The following is a 16,479-nucleotide window of genomic DNA, read 5'->3' on the forward strand; positions in this document are numbered from 1 at the left end:
ACATGACCGTCGACACCGCCACACGTGCCGACGTCGAAACCCTCGCCGTCCTGCTCGACGAGATAGAGGAACACTACGGCGGCCCGGCCCAGGGCACCTCGCCCGCGCGTCTGGAACGCCTGACCGCGCTGCTGTTCGGACCTCGCCCACCCGCGTTCGTGGCCCTCGCGCGCCTCGACCGCGAGGTGGTCGGGATGGCCTCGTACTCGTTCCTGTGGCCCGCGGCCGGCGACACGCAATCCCTGTTCCTCAAGGAACTCTACGTCCGCGTGCCCCACCGCCGACGCGGTGTCGGCGACACCCTGATGCGACACCTGCACACGGTGGCGATCAACTGTGGCTGCTCGCGCGTGGAATGGACCACCGAACGCGACAACACCGGCGCCCGCGCCTTCTACGACGCCCACCGTGCCGAACCCCGGCCGGACAAAGTCTTCTACCGGGTCGATGTCACACCGAGCGAAACTGTCGAGGCGGACGCGAACACGGCGGCGGCAAAGGGAGAATGATGGGCCACCCGTGGTTCGGGGGGATGCCTCGGCCCACCATGAGAGAAGCCGGCCTCGTCCGACATCCGAGGCGCGGACTTCGCCGAACAGCGCAACTCGCCCTGATCGCACGGCGATCGCACATGCGCTCCCGCGAAGGCGCCGAGCATCCCGCACGAAAGGAAGCGATCGATCGTGCGTCAGACATTGTTCCGGGCGTTGGTGCTGGAGCGGGGCTGGAGTCGATTCGCCACCTTCGACGTCAAGTTCGGCCTGGCCCGCGACGCCCTCGCAGGACGCGAACGCGAACCCGACCTCCACCGCGTCACCGTTTCAGAACGCACCTTCGAACGATGGATGGCCGGAGGCCTGTCTTCACTCCCCCGCCCCGACACCTGCCGCATCCTGGAACACCTCTTCGGCAACACCGCCGACGAATTGTTCGCGACCGCAGTGTCCGCCGGGCAGGGGCCCGGCGACGCCACAGGCCCACGATCGCGGCCTCGGGCGCACGCTCCGGCATCGACCGGCCTGGACGTAGCGTGGACGCACGCCGACGCCCGACGGCTCGTGGAGGGATGGTCCCAAGGGATGCTTGATCGCCGGGAGTTCACCGCCGTCTGGGGGGCCGCGCTGTGGAGCGCCACACCCCGCACACGCCTGCGCACGCCGGACACGTCCCCGGCAACGAGGCGGTCGCGTCGGCTGGACGCCGAACCGCTTCTCGACCTCGTCGACGACATCACCGCACGTGCGCACGACCTCGACGAACGCCACGGCTCCGCCGCCGCGGCCTTCGTCGGCGACCAGTTCGCCACCGTTGCCCGCCTGGCCCGCGACACTCCCCACGATCTTGTCGTCGAACGCCGCCTGCACACATCCCTGGGTCGTCTCGCCCGCACCGCCGGATTCATGACCCACGAACAGGCCGACGAAGGCACCGCTCAGCGTTGGTACCTCACCGGGCTGCGCGCCGCCCACAGCGCGCATGATGCCGACCTCACCGCGAGCATCCTCGCCCTGATGAGCAACCAGGCCACCGTGTGCGGCCGTCACCGCGACGCACTCCACCTGGCACGACGCGCCGAACACGTCGCCCGCGACGCGGCCGCCCCCGTACGCGCGATGGTCGCCGCACGCGCCTGCCTCGCCCACGCGGGCGCCGCGGACCTCGAGGGCCTGTGCCGTGCCCACGACGAGGCACTGCGCCATCACCACGCGCCCGACGATCCGACCGCCGATCGAACGGAACTCGACGCCCTCGCCGGCCGCGCCCTCGTCATGATCGCCCCCAAGACCCCCGATCCCGGCCCGCTCCTCGACCGGGCCCAACACCTCCTCGACGGCCGCGTCCGCCAATCCACCGGCCACGAACGCTCGGCCCTGCGCCACGGCGCGTACAAGGCACTCGCCCAGCTCACCACCGACGACCTCGACCAAGCCGCCCACACCACCCGGCAGACTCTGCATCATCTGCCCCTCGTCACCTCCGTCCAGTGCGGGCGGCTGCTCGACCGCCTCCGCCGTGAACTCCACACCCACCGGCGCCGATCCGCGGAGATCCGTGACGTGGTGGACCGGTTCGCCCAAGCCGCCAGCTGAAGGCTTTTACCCACGGTCCGGTGCATCGCACGACCGAACGGCTTGCCGCCCCCTCGCAGCGAAGGACCCTCCCGTGCGCGACACCCTGTTCAGGGCACTGGTCATCGAACGCGGGTGGAACAGGTACGACACGTTCGACATCAAGTTCTCCCTTGCCCGCGACGCCCTCGCCGGACGCGAACGCGAACCCGACCTCCATCGCGTCACCCTGTCCAAACGCACCTTCGAACGGTGGATGAGCGGCGACGTGCGCTCGGTGCCCCAGATCGGCACCCGTCGCATCCTCCAGCACATGCTCGGGGTTCCCGCCACCGCCCTGTTCGGCCCCGCCCCCTTCCCCCGCGCCCACGACCCCCACGCGCACCCCGAGACCCGAACCGTCGCCACGGCCCTGATCGACGCCGCCCAGGCCGGAATCGACGACATCGTCGACCGTTACGAGTCCCACGGCCCCGGCCACATGGTGGGCGAGGCCCGACTGCTGTGGCGCATGACCGACGCCCTGGCCCGCACCAACGCACACGGTCGCCTCGCGCCGGACAGAGCACGCCTGGCCGCGCGCTCCGCCGGCCTGCTCGCCTACATGGCCGTCAACCTCGGTGCCCTCACCGCTGCGGAGGCCTGGAGCCGCCGCGCCCTGACCATCGCCGACGACGTCGGCGACACCGAGACTTGCATATGGATCTGGGGAACCCGCTCCCTCGGCTTCTACTACGCCGGACGCTACGCCGACGCCGACACCGCGGCCGCCGCCGGCATCGCCCTCGGCCCGGCTCACCCCCAGGCCGTCCGCCTGCTCGCCAACGGCCGCGCCCGAGCCCTGGCGCGCCTGGGCGAACACCGTCGGGCAACCCGGGCCATAGGACGTGCCCTCGACCTGACCGACCGACAGGTCGAACTCCCCGACGGCGTCAGCCCCTGCATCGCCTTCACCCCCTACAGTCCCGCCCGCACCCTCGCCAACGCCGTCACCGCGCACCTGTCCCTCGGCCGCACCGCCGACGTCCTGCGCCATGCGAACCGCATCGAGGATCTCGTCACCCGCTCCGATTCCGACTGGACCCGCGCACTGGTCGACCTCGACGTGGCCACCGCGCTGCTGCGCCGGCGCCCGCCGGACGTGGAGCACGCCATGACGCTCGGATTGCGCGCCCTGGAGCACGGCGGTCCCACGCCGATCCGGTCCGTGTGGATCCGTGCGCATGAACTCCGGGACGAGGCGGAACCATGGTCCGGACACGACTGTGTGCTCCGATACGCCCACGCGCTCGCCACACGTACGCTGCCCCCGGCATCGTTGACCGCCGACCTCGGCAACCCGCGGGATCCGTCCCCCATTTCGACTCGAAAGACAGCCCCGTGAACGCCTTCCCTCCGCTGCTGCCCACCGATCCGGACGCCCCGGACACGATCGTCGCCAACGATTGGTCCGCGTTCGCAAAACTCACCCGCATGAGCGATCACTGGGCGCGGCCGGATTGGGAACCCGGACGCCGGCATCTCTACTGGTTCCTCACCTTCGCCGGCCACCGGGCTCTGGCCACCGAGGCCGCGATCGGACAACAGGTCATCGCACACCTGGGCATGGACCCCGTCCCCGCAGACAACCTGCACGTGACCCTCGCCGCGATCGGCGACGCCCGGCACATCCCCGCACACGCCGTCTCGGATCTCGCCGTCCGCGCCGCCACCGTCGCCGGCGAATCCTTCACCATCCACGCGCATCCCATGGCCGGCTCATCCGGCGCCGTACGCTTCAGCCTCTCCCCATGGACTCCCCTGACCCGCCTGCGGGACGCGCTTGCCCGCCTCACGCCCGCCACCGGCGAAGCTGCCACCCACGGCCCGCGACCACGACCGTTCCGCCCCCATCTGGGCATCGCCTACAACAACACCGACCGCCCGGCCGCGCCGGTGATCCGGGCCGTCGCGGGCCTGCGCCATCGCGCCCCGGTTCGCCTCGACATCGCCCATGTCGACCTCGTCGAGCTCCGCCGCGAACACGCCACCTACCGCTGGGACCTTCTCCACCGTCTCCCGCTCGCCCGTCCCGACGCCACCCTCAACCCGGGCAGTGGAGGACCCGACATTCTCGGACGTCGACGCTGAACCTCCGAACAGAGACCGAGGTCCGGCTTCACGACTCTCGTGTCCTCCCGGCCAGGTGGCGGTAGTTCATCCACTGGTTCGACGAGACACGCTGTTCAGGGCCGCCCGGCGCAGACGCACGGTTGTCGAGGGTGGCGCGGCCGGTTCGGGGTGGACGCGGATGCCGAAGGCGGTTTCCACTTCGGTCCGCAGCTCCGTGAGCGTGACGGTGAATGTGGTCGTGGTGGCGTGCTCGCGGACCACGAGGGGAGTGCGCGGCGGGTCAAGCACCAGATGCCGGGGCCCAGGTGGGTGTGTTGGGGTGATGTCCGAGTTGTTGAATCAGCCAGCCCGCGCTGGCACGTCGGATTCCGTCGGGGGTGTGATGGACGGGCCCTCCAGCCGCGCGTATCGATGGGCCGCCGCCTAGGCATCCCGACGCCTGAGTCCCACGACGCGCAAAGTGCCGTGCGCCACAAGCGGCCCGTGTCGGCTCTCGCACATGCTCCGCAGCGCGGTCGGGCCGGGCGCGGACGCGCTGCTCGGCGCGGGCGTGTGCACCACCGGCGGGTGCTCGGCCGCACTTCGGCTTGGAGACGTCGGACAGGGCGGCGACAGAGGCCGTCGCCCTTGAACCCGGAGGCGGCGGCCAGGCGGCGAGCGCCTCCCGTAGCACCGCCATCTAGCCGTCATCCCCGTCTCGTTCCGACATACCGAAGCATCACACAAAGTGAGACCGATGGATGCTTTGCACCTAATAGATCGAATCAGGGACGCAAAGACGTTACACCCAGACGCAGCCTGTGTGGTTGGGCTTTGTGGGGATGACGGCAAGACGGCGGGGGCGCCGGGTGGACTCGCCGCCCTCGGCACGCAAGGGTTTCCCCAGGGCTCCGCTTCCGAGACGGCAACCGTCCCTGGTCGTAACTTGTCCGGTCAGCCACCCGACGTCCCAGCGAATCGATAGCCGCCCTCCACATCCCAACGAAACGGATCACACGTGACACACGGTGCGATCACGCACGCCTTGGATCCGTGCTCGGAACCCAGTTGGGTGCTCTTCGCGCGGCTAGGCCTGCTGCTCAGCAGCCCGCTCACCGCACGGACCGTCGCGGCGCTGGCGACTCCTCCCGAGCCGCGCAGGCCAGCGCCGCCCTGCGCGAGCACCGTCTCGTCACCGACGCACAAGGCGCTCCGGGCGTCCACGTCGTCGCGGCCGGTGCCCTGCCCGCCTGCGAGAGCGCGGGCACCCGAACGGTCCGCAGACAAAACGCGAAACCGCGCGGGGCTGCTCGAATATCACCTCGTCGTGTCCTCCGACGCCGCCCGTGCACTGCACCCGGGCCGGCGACAGTTGGAGACCGCCGGCCGCGGTCCCCGCGTCCCGGCCGCGCGATTCGCCGACACCGACGAGGCGCTGTTGTGGTTCCTCGCGGAGTTGCCCGCCGTCATTGCCGACGTTCGCCACTGCGCGGGCAGGCGAGATGGCTGGCGGTGCGGCGGTTCCGGCGGACTGCCTGTGGTCCTGGTCGCTGCGGGTCGACGTCGATGCCGAGGCGGATGTTCACCTCCTCGGGCTTGTTGGAGTGTCGGCACGACCCCGCGTTGTCGCTGCGTCTGCTGCGGCTGGCCGAGGAGCACCACCGTTTGCACGGTCGCGCGCTCGAGGCGGCGTGTGCGGTCCACTACCGGGCCCGCACTCACGCGGTGCTGGGACAAGGCGAGGGGGAAGCTCTCCCCCACCCGACCGCAGCCCTCGCCGGAATGCGAGGCGCAGCCGGCACCAAACACACCGACGCAGTCCTGGCAGACCTGGCCGCGTGCGGCCACGCGGCGGACAACTGGTCGCGCCACGTGACCACACGGGCCGGACGCACCACGTCGGGCACGCAGATGCACGGCGCGAACCGCCCCACGGCCCGCACGCCCTCTCGTGACAAACCACCACGACCACCTCACCCCTTGGACGGCATGTGTCCTCTTCCCTGCCGCGCGCGGGCCTGTTGGTCCACGCCCTCGACGGCCTCCTCGCCCTGCACACCGCGGCCCTGAACGCGGGCTTCGAACCCGTCGTCATCTGCGTTGACCCTTGCGAGGAGGAACCCTCTCCCCCCGCCTGCTCCCGTGTGTCGGCGGCTTACCGCGAACTCCCGCCCGGAGCAGTCCTGGTGGCGCCGACCCGGTCCGCGTCGCTCGGGGAGGTTCTGCGGGGCTTCGCCGTGGACGTGCTCGTCGTCCACCGCTGGTCCCGGCCCCTACCGAAGGACGTCGTCGCGCTTCCCCCGCTCGGGGTCCTACGGGCGCACGAATCGCTGCTGCCCCGTTGGCGGGGCACCTGCCCGGTCGAATGGGCGATCCGCGCCGGTGACCGCACCTTCGGGGTGACAGTGCATCGGGTGGACGGCGTTGGCGTGGGCACGGGGCCGGTTCTGGCGTACCGGGAACTGCCGCTACCCGACGACACCGACCGTGTGGCGCTGGACCGACACCTGTGTGACGCCGTCGAGGACAGCATGCGCGAGGCCCTCGACAGCGTCGCGGCGGGCGAACGCGGCGTTCCCCAGGACGAGTCCCGGGCGACGTACGCGGGCCCGCTCGAAGGCGGCGCGTTCGACATCGCCGACCTCACCGGTCCCCGGAAAGCGCTGCACGACCTCGTCCGGTGTCACCGGTACACGGGCCTGGCCGGGCCCCGGGTCACGATCGAAGGCAACGACTTCTACGTCTCCGCGACGAGCACGCGGCCGGTGTCCGGACGGCGGATCGACTGCGCGGACGGGCCGCTGTGGATCACGCGGGCCGTGAGCGACTCGGACGCCGCCGAGTCCCTGAGCCCCTCTCCGGAGCGAACCGAGCTCGAGGTGAGTGGGGAGGTGGACGTGACCGCTCCGGAGCGGACGTGGAGCACGCGCGACGAATGCAACCTCGCCGAGAGGATCACCGACGCCGTGTACGACGTCGTGACCACGGACGTGTCCCGGTTGGGACTGGTGGAGCACCCGACGCGATTGTGGGCAATCGCCGAGTTCGCGGGCGCGCAGACCGCGCGACGTCTGGGTGTGGACGCTCCCGCCCTCACCCCCTCGGGGCGGCAGGGTTGACGAGCATCCGCACGGGCCGGGCAGTGTTGACGGTCGATCAGGTCCGGGCGCTGGTCGCCACCGCCCGCGGCATCCCGGACCATGCCGCCGCGGTGACGCTGGGGGTGTCGATCGAGCGATACGTCGAAGACCTCGCCTCGGCCTGCACACGGCTGCACGCGGCCACCCCCGCCGCCGGGGTCGCCATCGCGTGCGCCCTCGGATTGTTGTCCGAGGCCGACCATGCGGTTCCCATCCCGTGTCCGCCGCACGGTCGATGGTCGGCCGGCCTCTCTCCCGCCTTGATCCGGGGTCTCGACGGACGGAGCGAAGTGCCGCCCCCGAGCAGCCCCACCCTTTTGCCTGCCGCGTATCGACTGATGGAACCGTGGCGGACGCCGACACCCGGACCGAAATCGATCGGCTGCGGAAACGGCTCGACGCGCGTCATCGGACAGAGGGCCGCGATCCGGTGCGGCTGCGCATTCTCAAGATCATGGAGGAAGCCGGTGAGGTCGGCCGAGGCGTACCACGGCGTCCTCGGAGAGCGAACCCTCGGAAGTTGCCGCCGGCACGTGGGAGGACGTCCGGAGGGAGATGTGCGACGTCATCGCGACCGCAGCCGTCACGCTCGCGACGCTCGCCCCCGACCCACAGGAAGTCTTCCGCGACCGACGCGACCACCTGACCCCGATCGTTCCCGACGAGCCGCGCGGCCGGGCTCGTCCGCCGGGTGTCGGAGGGCTCACCGATCCCACACGCGCGGTGCCCCGTACCGGGAACCGCTCACCGACTGGATCGAGTTCGCCGGCGGGCGCCCGGACGGCCGACGCATCGGGCGAAATTCCGGACAAGCTCTCATGATCTCCCACAATATGAAAGGGAGGTGTGTTTCCGATATGCATCCCCAATTTCCCCACCGTCCCGCCTCACCTCGGTACTCCCGGACGACATCCGCCACCACCGGCGTCGCGACGAACTCCCCGAACACGGCGCCACCGTCGGCGTCATCCCCTGCGGCGCCCGCCTCCTCACCCGAGGACGGGGGAACACGACGATCCCGCCCCGCACGACGCGAGGGTCGAGTAGGTGAATCCCGATGCGTCGTATCCACGAGCCCGCCTCTCCCACAGGGCACCGACAACCGCCCTCGACGTAACGAAGTGGTCGGTGGTCAGGACCCGTCCGACCTCCACCCCGAGTGAGATGCCCCCGCCGAAACCCTGGCCGAACCCGACAGAGAACGGATCCGACCAGGACCGACCGGAATCGGAGGACTTCCCCATGGATCGATATCCCAACTCCCACCGCAAGCCGCGCCCCGCCCTGCTCGCGCCGCACCCGCCGAACCGGGACACGCACGAAACGGTGTCCGGGTGATCCGGCCGCGCCGGGCGCGGCGCGACCGGGCCGCGGAGACGATGGCCGAGGGCGACGCGAGCGGCCGGGAGTTGTTCGGCGGCAAACTCAAACCCACGTGGGGGCGGCACCTGCACCGCGGGGTCCACACGGAACTGTCGTTCCTGGGGACGCTGCGGCGCCTGCCGCGTCTGATCGCCCGCTCGGTGCGCATGGGCTGGGCGGCGGACCGGCTCGCTCTGCTGGTGGTGGCGTGCGCCCAGATCGGCCAGGGCGTCACCTCCGCGCTGGGCCTGGTGGGCACCAACCGCATCCTGGTCGAGTTGTTCAGCGCCGGGCCCACGCCCGATCGGGTGCGCTCGGCCGCGCCCGCGCTGGTGTTCGTCGCCGCAATGGGGGTGCTGGGGGCGTTGCTGCGGGCCGCGTCCACGGCGGCGACCGGCCGGCTGGAGCCGAAGGTGGAGCGGTTCGCCGAGGTCGAGTTGCTGCGGCGGGTGATGCGGGTGGAGATGTCGACGCTGGAGGACGCCGACTTCAAGCGTCTCCTGCAGACCGCCAAGTGGGGCACCAACGCCAGCCGGCTGATGATCACCTACAGCGTGCAGGTCGTCAACGCGCTCGTGTCGCTCGCCGCGGTGGGCACGGTCCTGGCGGTGTTGCATCCGCTGTTGCTGCCGATGATGCTGCTGATCATCCTGCCGCCGGGCTGGGGCACCGTGCGCTCGGCCCGGCGCCGCTACGAGTCGACATTGGCGTGGACCGATCATGGTCGGCAACAGGCGGAGATCGCCTGGGCGTTGGCCGCGCAGAGCACCGCCCAGGAGATCCGGGTGCACGGCGCGGGGCCGTATCTGCTGCACCACTACGAGCGCATGGCGGCCGCGGCGGAGGCGGAGAAGGAACGCCTGGCCAAGGCCGAGGCCGGTACCGACCTCCTCGCGTCCGCGCTGTCCGGGGTGGCGTCCGGGCTGACGTACCTGACCCTCGCGTGGCTGCTGTTGAGCGGGCGGGCGGATCTTGCCACCTCCGGTACCGCGGTCCTGGCGATCCGCACCGGCACCTCCAGTCTGGCCGGCCTCGTCACGGGGATTCAACACCTGTACGAGCAGGCGCTGTTCGCCAACGACCTCCGGGAGGCGTGCGCCCGGGCCGACCTTCACGCCATCCCCACCTGCGGTAGCACGATCACCGCACCGCACACGGTGCGGGTCAAGGACGTGTCCTTCACGTACCCCGGCAGGGATCACAAGGCCCTCGACGGCGTCGACGTCACCCTCACCAAGGGCACCATCGTCGCGTTCGCCGGGGAGAACGGCTCCGGCAAGACGACCTTGGCGAAACTGATCGCAGGCCTGTACCGGCCCGAGAGCGGCAGCATCGAGTGGGACGGCGTGGACGTCGCCGACGCCGACCGCACCAGCGTGTTCGACCAGGTCGCCCTCGTCCCGCAGGACTTCGTCCGTTGGGACCTCACCGCCCGTACGAACGTCGTCCTCGGCCGCCCCGACATCGCCACCGGCCCCGACGAGGACGCGCTGCTCTCAGCCTGCGAGTACGCCGGCGCCCGACCGGTCATCGACGACCTTCCTCGCGGCCTGGACACCCTCCTCGACCGCAACTACGAGGGCGGCGTGGAACTGTCCGGCGGCCAATGGCAGGCCATCGCCCTGGCCCGCGAACGCTACCGGCGCGCACCCGTGGTGATCGCGGACGAGCCCACCTCGGCGCTGGACGCCCGCAAGGAGATCGAGACGTTCGCGCGCATCCGCGAACTCGTCGCCGACGGAACCATCGTCGTCCTGATCACCCACCGCCTCGCCTCGGTCCAACACGCCGACCACATCTACGTCCTCGACAAGGGCCGCATCGCCGAACACGGCAACCACCACGAACTCATGGCGGCAGGCGCGATCTACGCGGACATGTTCACACTTCAGTCCGACCAGTACGGCGCACACCCGACCAAGACCTCCGGCCCGGGCACGATCCCCACGACAAGGTCGCCCGCCGATGACCGAACATCCCCCGACGCGTGAACGCCCCACCCGGCGCGGACGCCATTCGTCGACGAGCGCCGCCACGTCCCGGGCCCTCGGGCAGGACAGTCGGCCGTCGCACAGCCGAGTCCGTTCGGCCCTTGCGCGCTCCTCCGACACGGCTACCCGCGGCAGTGAACACGGTGCCAAGACGCCCTGCACCGCGGCCCTGGCGATGCGGAGGCGGCTCCCGCCAACACGTCATACGTCGATCGAGAACCGGCGGGTGCGGCGGTGGCCGGCCTGCGGGTGCGCGTGTGCACGCGATGCGGCGGCACCTGCACCCCGGCCACATCCGCGGACCGAGGCCGTACCTGCGGCGCGCAGGCATGCTCGCGTATGCGAGGCCCTTTCCGGCGTCCCCTCACCGCCGACGAGGTCGCCGCCCTGAGCAACGCCGCCGACCGCGAGGAACTGGTGCGCCTGGCCCTGGAGCTCACCGCGAGCGGGGCGTCCCAGAACGCGATCGCCACAGCCGCGGGGGTGAGCAGATCAGGATTGTTCGTGTCCCTGAGACAGGCCGGTAGTCGGGCAACGTGACGCGGGTCGCCGGCAGGACTCCGGTCAGCGATCCGTTGGGCGCGACCGCGAGCCGGGAGAGCGCGCGGTAGTCGGACGGGCCGGTCGAGCGGTTCGCGGTCGTGGTCGCCGAGCGCCTGGGGCGTCCCCGGCGCAACGAGCGCCGCTCGCGCGGCGAGCGGCTTTCGCCGCGCTGCGCGACCTCGCGGTTGTCGGGCGTCAGGGCACCCGAGGTCGAATACCGCTCGACGGTCCATTCCCGGGTGGCGCTGCCGTCCTCCAGGGTCAGGACGTGCTCAACCGGTTTCAGTCGCACGTCGCGACCGAGTCCCTTGTCGTTGAGGCGAGTCGACGTGCGGTCGGCGACCGCCGGGACGCGGACGTGTTCGCGCTCGCGGTCATGGGCCGCCAAGCCTCCTCCCGGGCCGCGCTCGACTTGCTCACTCTCGCGTTGCGCCTCGATCTCCGGATGCGAGCGCACCGCGCGATCGAGACAGTGTTCGGCCGCATCGTGCGTCACGACCTCACAGAGCTTGCCTCCGTCGTCGATGCCGGCGGCCGGTCGACCACCCCTCCGGCTCCGGGGACGCCGGCCGGGGGTGGCGGGACGGGGGTCATCCGGTGGCCGGGTGGGCGCGGACGCTGCCGGAGGGATCCACGACGATGCCTGTGGTGGCGCTGACGGCGACGGGGGAGATGTTCGGTGTGGCGAGGTCTCGGCCGGTGGCGGCGTCCAGGACGACCGGTCCGTCGGCCGTTGCGTACACGACGCCGTGCCAGGCCGCGGTGACACTCGGTGCGACGCGGCCGGCGGCCCGGTCGGGCAGCCGCCACAGCTCTTTGCCGGTCGTCGCGTCGAGTCCCATGACGATGCCGACGCCGGAGCAGACCGTCACCGCGCGGCGGTCGTACAGACACTTCATGGCGTAGGTGCCGGACCAGCCGGTGGCGGTGGAGGGGGCCATGGCGTCGGCACCGGTGTCGCCGTCGATCAGTTGGAAGGAGGCACGGCCGCTGGAGTAGTCGCGGCCTTCCACGGCGACGAGCTTCGGTCCGGCGTACGTGATCGTGCTCTCGTAGCGGTTGTTCGGCAGGCTCCAGCGGCGGCTGCCGTCCGCGACGTTGAGCGCGGTTACCGTCTGCATGGTGTTGGAGCCGTCCCGCGGTTCGACCGCGACGACCGAGTCGCCGGTGACCGTGGCTCCGAGGAAGCCGTCCTTCGACCACACGACCGCGCGGGTGACGGTGTCGACCGCGTACACCGACCCGATGGAGTCCCGGGCGACGGTGACCAGGACCCGGTCGCCGTGCGTGCCGATCACCGCCGCCGCCGCGGCACCGGCGGGCAGGGGAGCGGACACCGTCCACGCGGCGGTGTTGTCGGCCGGATCGACCGCGGTGAGGCTCAGATCGAGGCGCCCGGCCGTCGTGCCGCGGCCCGGGACCATGACCACGAACGGGGCCACCACCAACTCGCGGCCGCCCACCCGCACCAGGACCGCGGGACCCGCCGACACCAGCCCCTGCATGAGCCCGTCCGGCCCGGCACCCGCAGAAGGGGCACCGGCGGGCGCGATGGTGGCCAACGGCCGCCCGGTCACGGTGTCCAGCGCCTGGATCCCCGACGTGGTCGTGACGTAGGCGGTCGTGTTGTGAAGTACCACCGCCCCCGACGCCGCCTTGGACACGGTCGGGAGCACCACCCCGGACCCCGCGAACGCCTTCGGCGGATCGAACGCCCTCACCACGGGCGGCACCACCGCGGGCGCGCCGGACACATTCGACCGCGGCGGCGGTACGCCCGCGCCCCCACCGCCCCCGGAACACGCCGCCGTCACCATGGCCAACACCCCGGCGACAACCGCCCTGGACGGCCTCCCCCGTGTCCGCATCCCCGCCTCCGTTTCCCGGACAGGCTACCGGGCGCCGACAAGCCCCGACGCACCGACCGCTCGGCGGACGCATGCACGCCGGCACCGCAACCAGCCCGGCCAGGAGGTCAGTTCGCATTTCGGGGCCCGCCACCGTGCGGGAAGCCGAACGGAGAACCGATCGTCAGTCGGGCATCCGTAGGTGCTGCCGTGGCGTCAAGCGCCAGGGGCCGGAGCCTCCGGATCCGTTCCGGTTCAAAGGGAGGCGGCTCCGCCGGTCGCGTCGGGCGCACAGGCGGCACACCATGTCACCCACGCGCCGCCTCGGGTACCGGCGGTGGTGTGGGTGACCGGCCCGACGCCGTCAGGTCTCCCGGGCGCGCACACGCTGCTGGGCATGCCGCTGCCGGCGTGCGTGATCGACTTGCGAATGGATCAAGGTTGTCAAGAGCGCAGCGGGGTCACCACCTGGTCCCGCCAGGCGGCGGGTGAGCGTGACCACCTGAGATGCAAGGACGGTGATCACGTCCGCGCTCCCCTCGGGTCCGCGCGCCAAGACCAGGGCGCGCGTTGCGTCATCGAGCCGGTCGAGCGTGGTGTCGTCGCCCAAGGCGATGCCGAGCAGGTCGGCCAGGATGCGACGGACGACCGCCACGGCGTCGCCAACGGACTCGTCGACCCCGAACTCGTCCCGGGCTGCGCGGCTGGCCTCGAGAACGGCGGGGACAGGGATGTGCTTGATCTCCGGGATGAGCCCCCGCTTGCGCCATTCCTCGTACGGGGGCTGTCCGGCAGCATCTCGTCGGACTCGGTGGTGTTCGGTGGAGTAGCCGGAGGGAGAGCGGCAGGCGCGGCCGGCGGCCGAGTGGCAGGCAGAGCACTCCGCCCGCCGATACCAGGCACGTACCAGGCGCACCAGTTCCCCCGAGCCAAACCCGGGCTGCCAGTGCCCCCAGCGCTCCTGCTGCGTCACGCTTCCTCCCCCTCTTCCGTCAGCGGCCGACGGCATCCAGGGCAGCCACCCAGAACACCAGGACGGCCGGCAACCTCACGTGTCGGCCAGGCTCTTGCGGGATGGAACGCCATCTACTCATCTTCGTCCGTGACGTGGCCACGCCGCAGGAAAAGCACGGTTCCACCCCGGCGCTCTCGGGGCCGCCGACTCCTTCAGTCGCCGATGAGACTCGCCCGGCGGACGCAGATGTCGAAGCCGCCATTCGAGTCGATGATCGGGATGCTGCACGGGAGCATGCAGCCAGGTTTCGGGAAGGATCGGAGAAGCCGCAACAGAAGCACAGCACCGTCTCGATGTCCGGGTCGGCGACGACCACCAGAGCGCACTGCTGGCACTCCGGACAGGTGTACACCGGGGCAGGCGCGTCATCTCGCGCGACGTCGTACCACGACAAGCCGAGGACATCGGACGCGTAGTCCTCCGCGGCCGGCTCGCCCGCGGGCCAGCTCATCTCGCAGAATTGGCACTCCGGGCTACGCCGGCGAATTCGCCGTGCTCGACGGCCATCGGGGTCAGGCCAGCGTGGTGCGGAAGCGCTACGGCGCGTGCCTCGTGCAGCAGTGAGGCGACGTCACCGGGCTCGGTGGCGGTCTTGATCTTCCACGCGGTGGTGCGACAGGCGGTGGCGTGGTCGGGGCTCAGGGGCCGCGGGGGCTCGGAGACGCCGAGCGCATCAAGCGCGGCGGCAAGAAGCGGGTCCATGTTTCGCATCCTCGCGCGTGGGGCGGTGTGGTGGGGCCGTGGACGAAGGCGGCCGATCTCGGTCGAGATCGGCAGATCCGTGCTCCTCTCGATTCCGCCGAACTCGCCGACGACGTTGGCCTCCAGGTGGTTCCAGGTCAACCGGTGGTCGACCACGAAGTCCAGGGCGCTGTTGGAGAGTTGTAGGTCGCGGACGTGCTCGACACACGCACGCTCGATGTCCTCGGGCACGGTGATCGGCTCGTGACGACCCAGCGGCGCGTTGCGGCAGTCGAGTTCGTCGTGCTCGATCGCAGCGGCAAAGGCCCGGTCGCCGACCACGGTCACCCGCGCGCCGAACGCGCGGTCTGCGACCAGGGCATGGAGGCCGTTGCTGTGGCAACTGATCCTGACGCCTGCTGCTTCACCCGTGCAGGAGCGGGTTTCAGGCGTGAACAGTCTTTTTCCACGTACCAGTTCTCCGTCTGTCCTCAGCGCGTACCGTGACTGGGTGGCCGTCCACTCGAAGGCACCTCGGCGGCCACGCACGAGCGCCTCGGAGACCCGCGTGAGGGCACCGCCGTGAACGACGCCACGAACCTCGACTTCCATTCCTCCGCGTCACAGGCCGACGGTCACTACGTGCACGTACACGGCGCGTTCAGTCCCTTCGACCGAGGCACGTGGACATCGGAGCAACTACAACAAGGGCGAGCCGATCCCCATGATCTCCTCGTCTCCTACGTTCAGCATCGGCTTCTCGTCGGGCATCCATACCTTCGACACGGTTCGGGTGGCCCGGAGAACGCCGTCTTGGCGCAGGAGTTTCTCCGTCGGGCCTTGCGTGTCCTGGAACACCACGAGGCGAACTCTGCATACGTCAGGATCGGTAACGCAAGCTCCGAAACCGCACATCCGCCGAAGGACACGCGTGGGAATCGCGGGATCGATCTCCATCCGAATGCTCCGGGGCGGCTCGCGGCCCCGCACGAATTCGCACACCTGATGCGCTTGGACGAACGGCCGCCCGGTCGGCAAGCCCATCACAAGCACGAGAAACACGGGTACGCCTTCGTCGGGCACTACTTCCGGCTCGTTCAAGCAGCCGACGAACGCAAACAACAGCTCGCTGCCACCTTCGTTCGGTACTACCGCCAGGGGCACCGAGGGATTCTCGGGTGCGCGGCGCCTCACCGACCGTTCTCGGCGGCGAGACCCGCAGCGTCATGACCTTCCGGGAAGAACGGGTGTCGTACGAGACGACCGACGCCACGTGCTTGGCGCGCAGGCGTTTACGAGTGCTCGGCGTGAAGGTCCGCGTCCTGCGCGGACGGCTCGTTCGCGCTGCTGCATCATCGTGACGGGGGTGAGAGTCAGCTGCGCGCTGAACTCGTCGAGGCACTCCCGGGTGTGGAAGACGGTCACGACGCCGCAGATGGTCCGCGGGGGTTCGGGCCGTTGGTCGTAGCCGTCGTCGTCGTGCACGTGCCTGCCTTCCGGTCCCTCGTCGATCCGGCCCTCCGCGGGGGAAGCAGGAGGGCCCCTGTCCCTGGGCCAGGGGCCCGGTGCCGGGAGCCGCACGCCGAAGGGTCACCCCTCGGGCGGGCGGGCGGAGGCGCCCGGTGACGCAGAACACCGGACCTCTCCCGGGCCCAATAGGCCAGACCGACCGATCCCGGCCATGACCAACCCGATCGCCCGTGCAACCGAACACAACGCAGCATCCCCCGGAACGGCGCG

The 16,479-nt window shown here is 70.7% G+C and carries 12 protein-coding genes; 6 read left to right on the top strand and 6 right to left on the bottom strand.

Going from position 1 to position 16,479, the window contains the following annotated elements:
• Positions 1–2: 2 nt before the first annotated feature.
• From OG948_RS59775 to OG948_RS59795, 5 genes are all read left to right on the top strand, one after another.
• Entirely contained in the window at positions 3–509 is a 507-nt protein-coding gene (locus tag OG948_RS59775) for a GNAT family N-acetyltransferase (protein WP_331733442.1), read from the top strand.
• Positions 510–683: 174 nt separating this feature from the next.
• A complete protein-coding gene (locus tag OG948_RS59780; RefSeq protein ID WP_331733445.1) occupies positions 684–2,090 on the top strand; it encodes a hypothetical protein in 1,407 nt (468 codons plus the stop codon).
• Positions 2,091–2,163: 73 nt separating this feature from the next.
• Positions 2,164–3,453, top strand: a complete 1,290-nt coding sequence (locus OG948_RS59785; RefSeq protein ID WP_331733448.1) for a hypothetical protein — start codon at positions 2,164–2,166, stop codon at positions 3,451–3,453.
• Positions 3,450–4,199, top strand: coding sequence for a 2'-5' RNA ligase family protein (locus OG948_RS59790; RefSeq protein ID WP_331733451.1), 750 nt, complete (start codon positions 3,450–3,452; stop codon positions 4,197–4,199). Before OG948_RS59785 ends, OG948_RS59790 begins: the two co-directional genes overlap by 4 nt.
• 1,952 nt (positions 4,200–6,151) lie before the next feature.
• Positions 6,152–7,279 (top strand): formyltransferase family protein, encoded by a 1,128-nt coding sequence (locus tag OG948_RS59795; RefSeq protein ID WP_331733457.1) that lies wholly within the window; start codon positions 6,152–6,154, stop codon positions 7,277–7,279.
• A 37-nt stretch (positions 7,280–7,316) separates the two neighbouring features.
• Here OG948_RS59795 and OG948_RS59800 read toward each other — a convergent pair whose 3' ends face one another.
• A complete protein-coding gene (locus tag OG948_RS59800; protein ID WP_406300966.1) occupies positions 7,317–7,514 on the bottom strand; it encodes a hypothetical protein in 198 nt (65 codons plus the stop codon).
• Between the two features lie 1,120 nt (positions 7,515–8,634).
• Here OG948_RS59800 and OG948_RS59805 point away from each other — a divergent pair.
• Positions 8,635–10,653: an ABC transporter ATP-binding protein gene (locus OG948_RS59805; protein WP_406300967.1), complete on the top strand. Its 2,019-nt coding sequence runs from the start codon at positions 8,635–8,637 to the stop codon at positions 10,651–10,653.
• Between the two features lie 436 nt (positions 10,654–11,089).
• Here the strand turns inward: OG948_RS59805 and OG948_RS59810 are convergent, their stop codons facing one another.
• The 5 genes from OG948_RS59810 to OG948_RS59830 form a co-directional block, all read right to left on the bottom strand.
• Complete coding sequence (locus OG948_RS59810; RefSeq protein ID WP_331733463.1) at positions 11,090–11,692, bottom strand: hypothetical protein; 603 nt, start codon at positions 11,690–11,692, stop codon at positions 11,090–11,092.
• A 94-nt stretch (positions 11,693–11,786) separates the two neighbouring features.
• On the bottom strand, positions 11,787–12,920 hold the full coding sequence (locus OG948_RS59815; protein WP_331733466.1) for a PQQ-binding-like beta-propeller repeat protein: 1,134 nt from the start codon (positions 12,918–12,920) through the stop codon (positions 11,787–11,789).
• A 487-nt stretch (positions 12,921–13,407) separates the two neighbouring features.
• Positions 13,408–14,016 carry a hypothetical protein gene (locus OG948_RS59820; protein ID WP_331733469.1) on the bottom strand — a complete coding sequence of 203 codons (609 nt, stop codon included), beginning with the start codon at positions 14,014–14,016 and terminating at the stop codon, positions 13,408–13,410.
• A gap of 489 nt (positions 14,017–14,505) precedes the next feature.
• Positions 14,506–15,351: a hypothetical protein gene (locus OG948_RS59825; protein ID WP_331733474.1), complete on the bottom strand. Its 846-nt coding sequence runs from the start codon at positions 15,349–15,351 to the stop codon at positions 14,506–14,508.
• 87 nt (positions 15,352–15,438) lie between these two features.
• The gene (locus OG948_RS59830; protein WP_331733476.1) at positions 15,439–15,903 is read right to left on the bottom strand and encodes a hypothetical protein; all 465 of its coding nucleotides are present in this window, start codon (positions 15,901–15,903) and stop codon (positions 15,439–15,441) included.
• Positions 15,904–16,479 lie beyond the last annotated feature (576 nt).

The organism is Embleya sp. NBC_00888, assembly GCF_045207655.1.
Classification (GTDB): Bacteria; Actinomycetota; Actinomycetes; order Streptomycetales; family Streptomycetaceae; genus Embleya.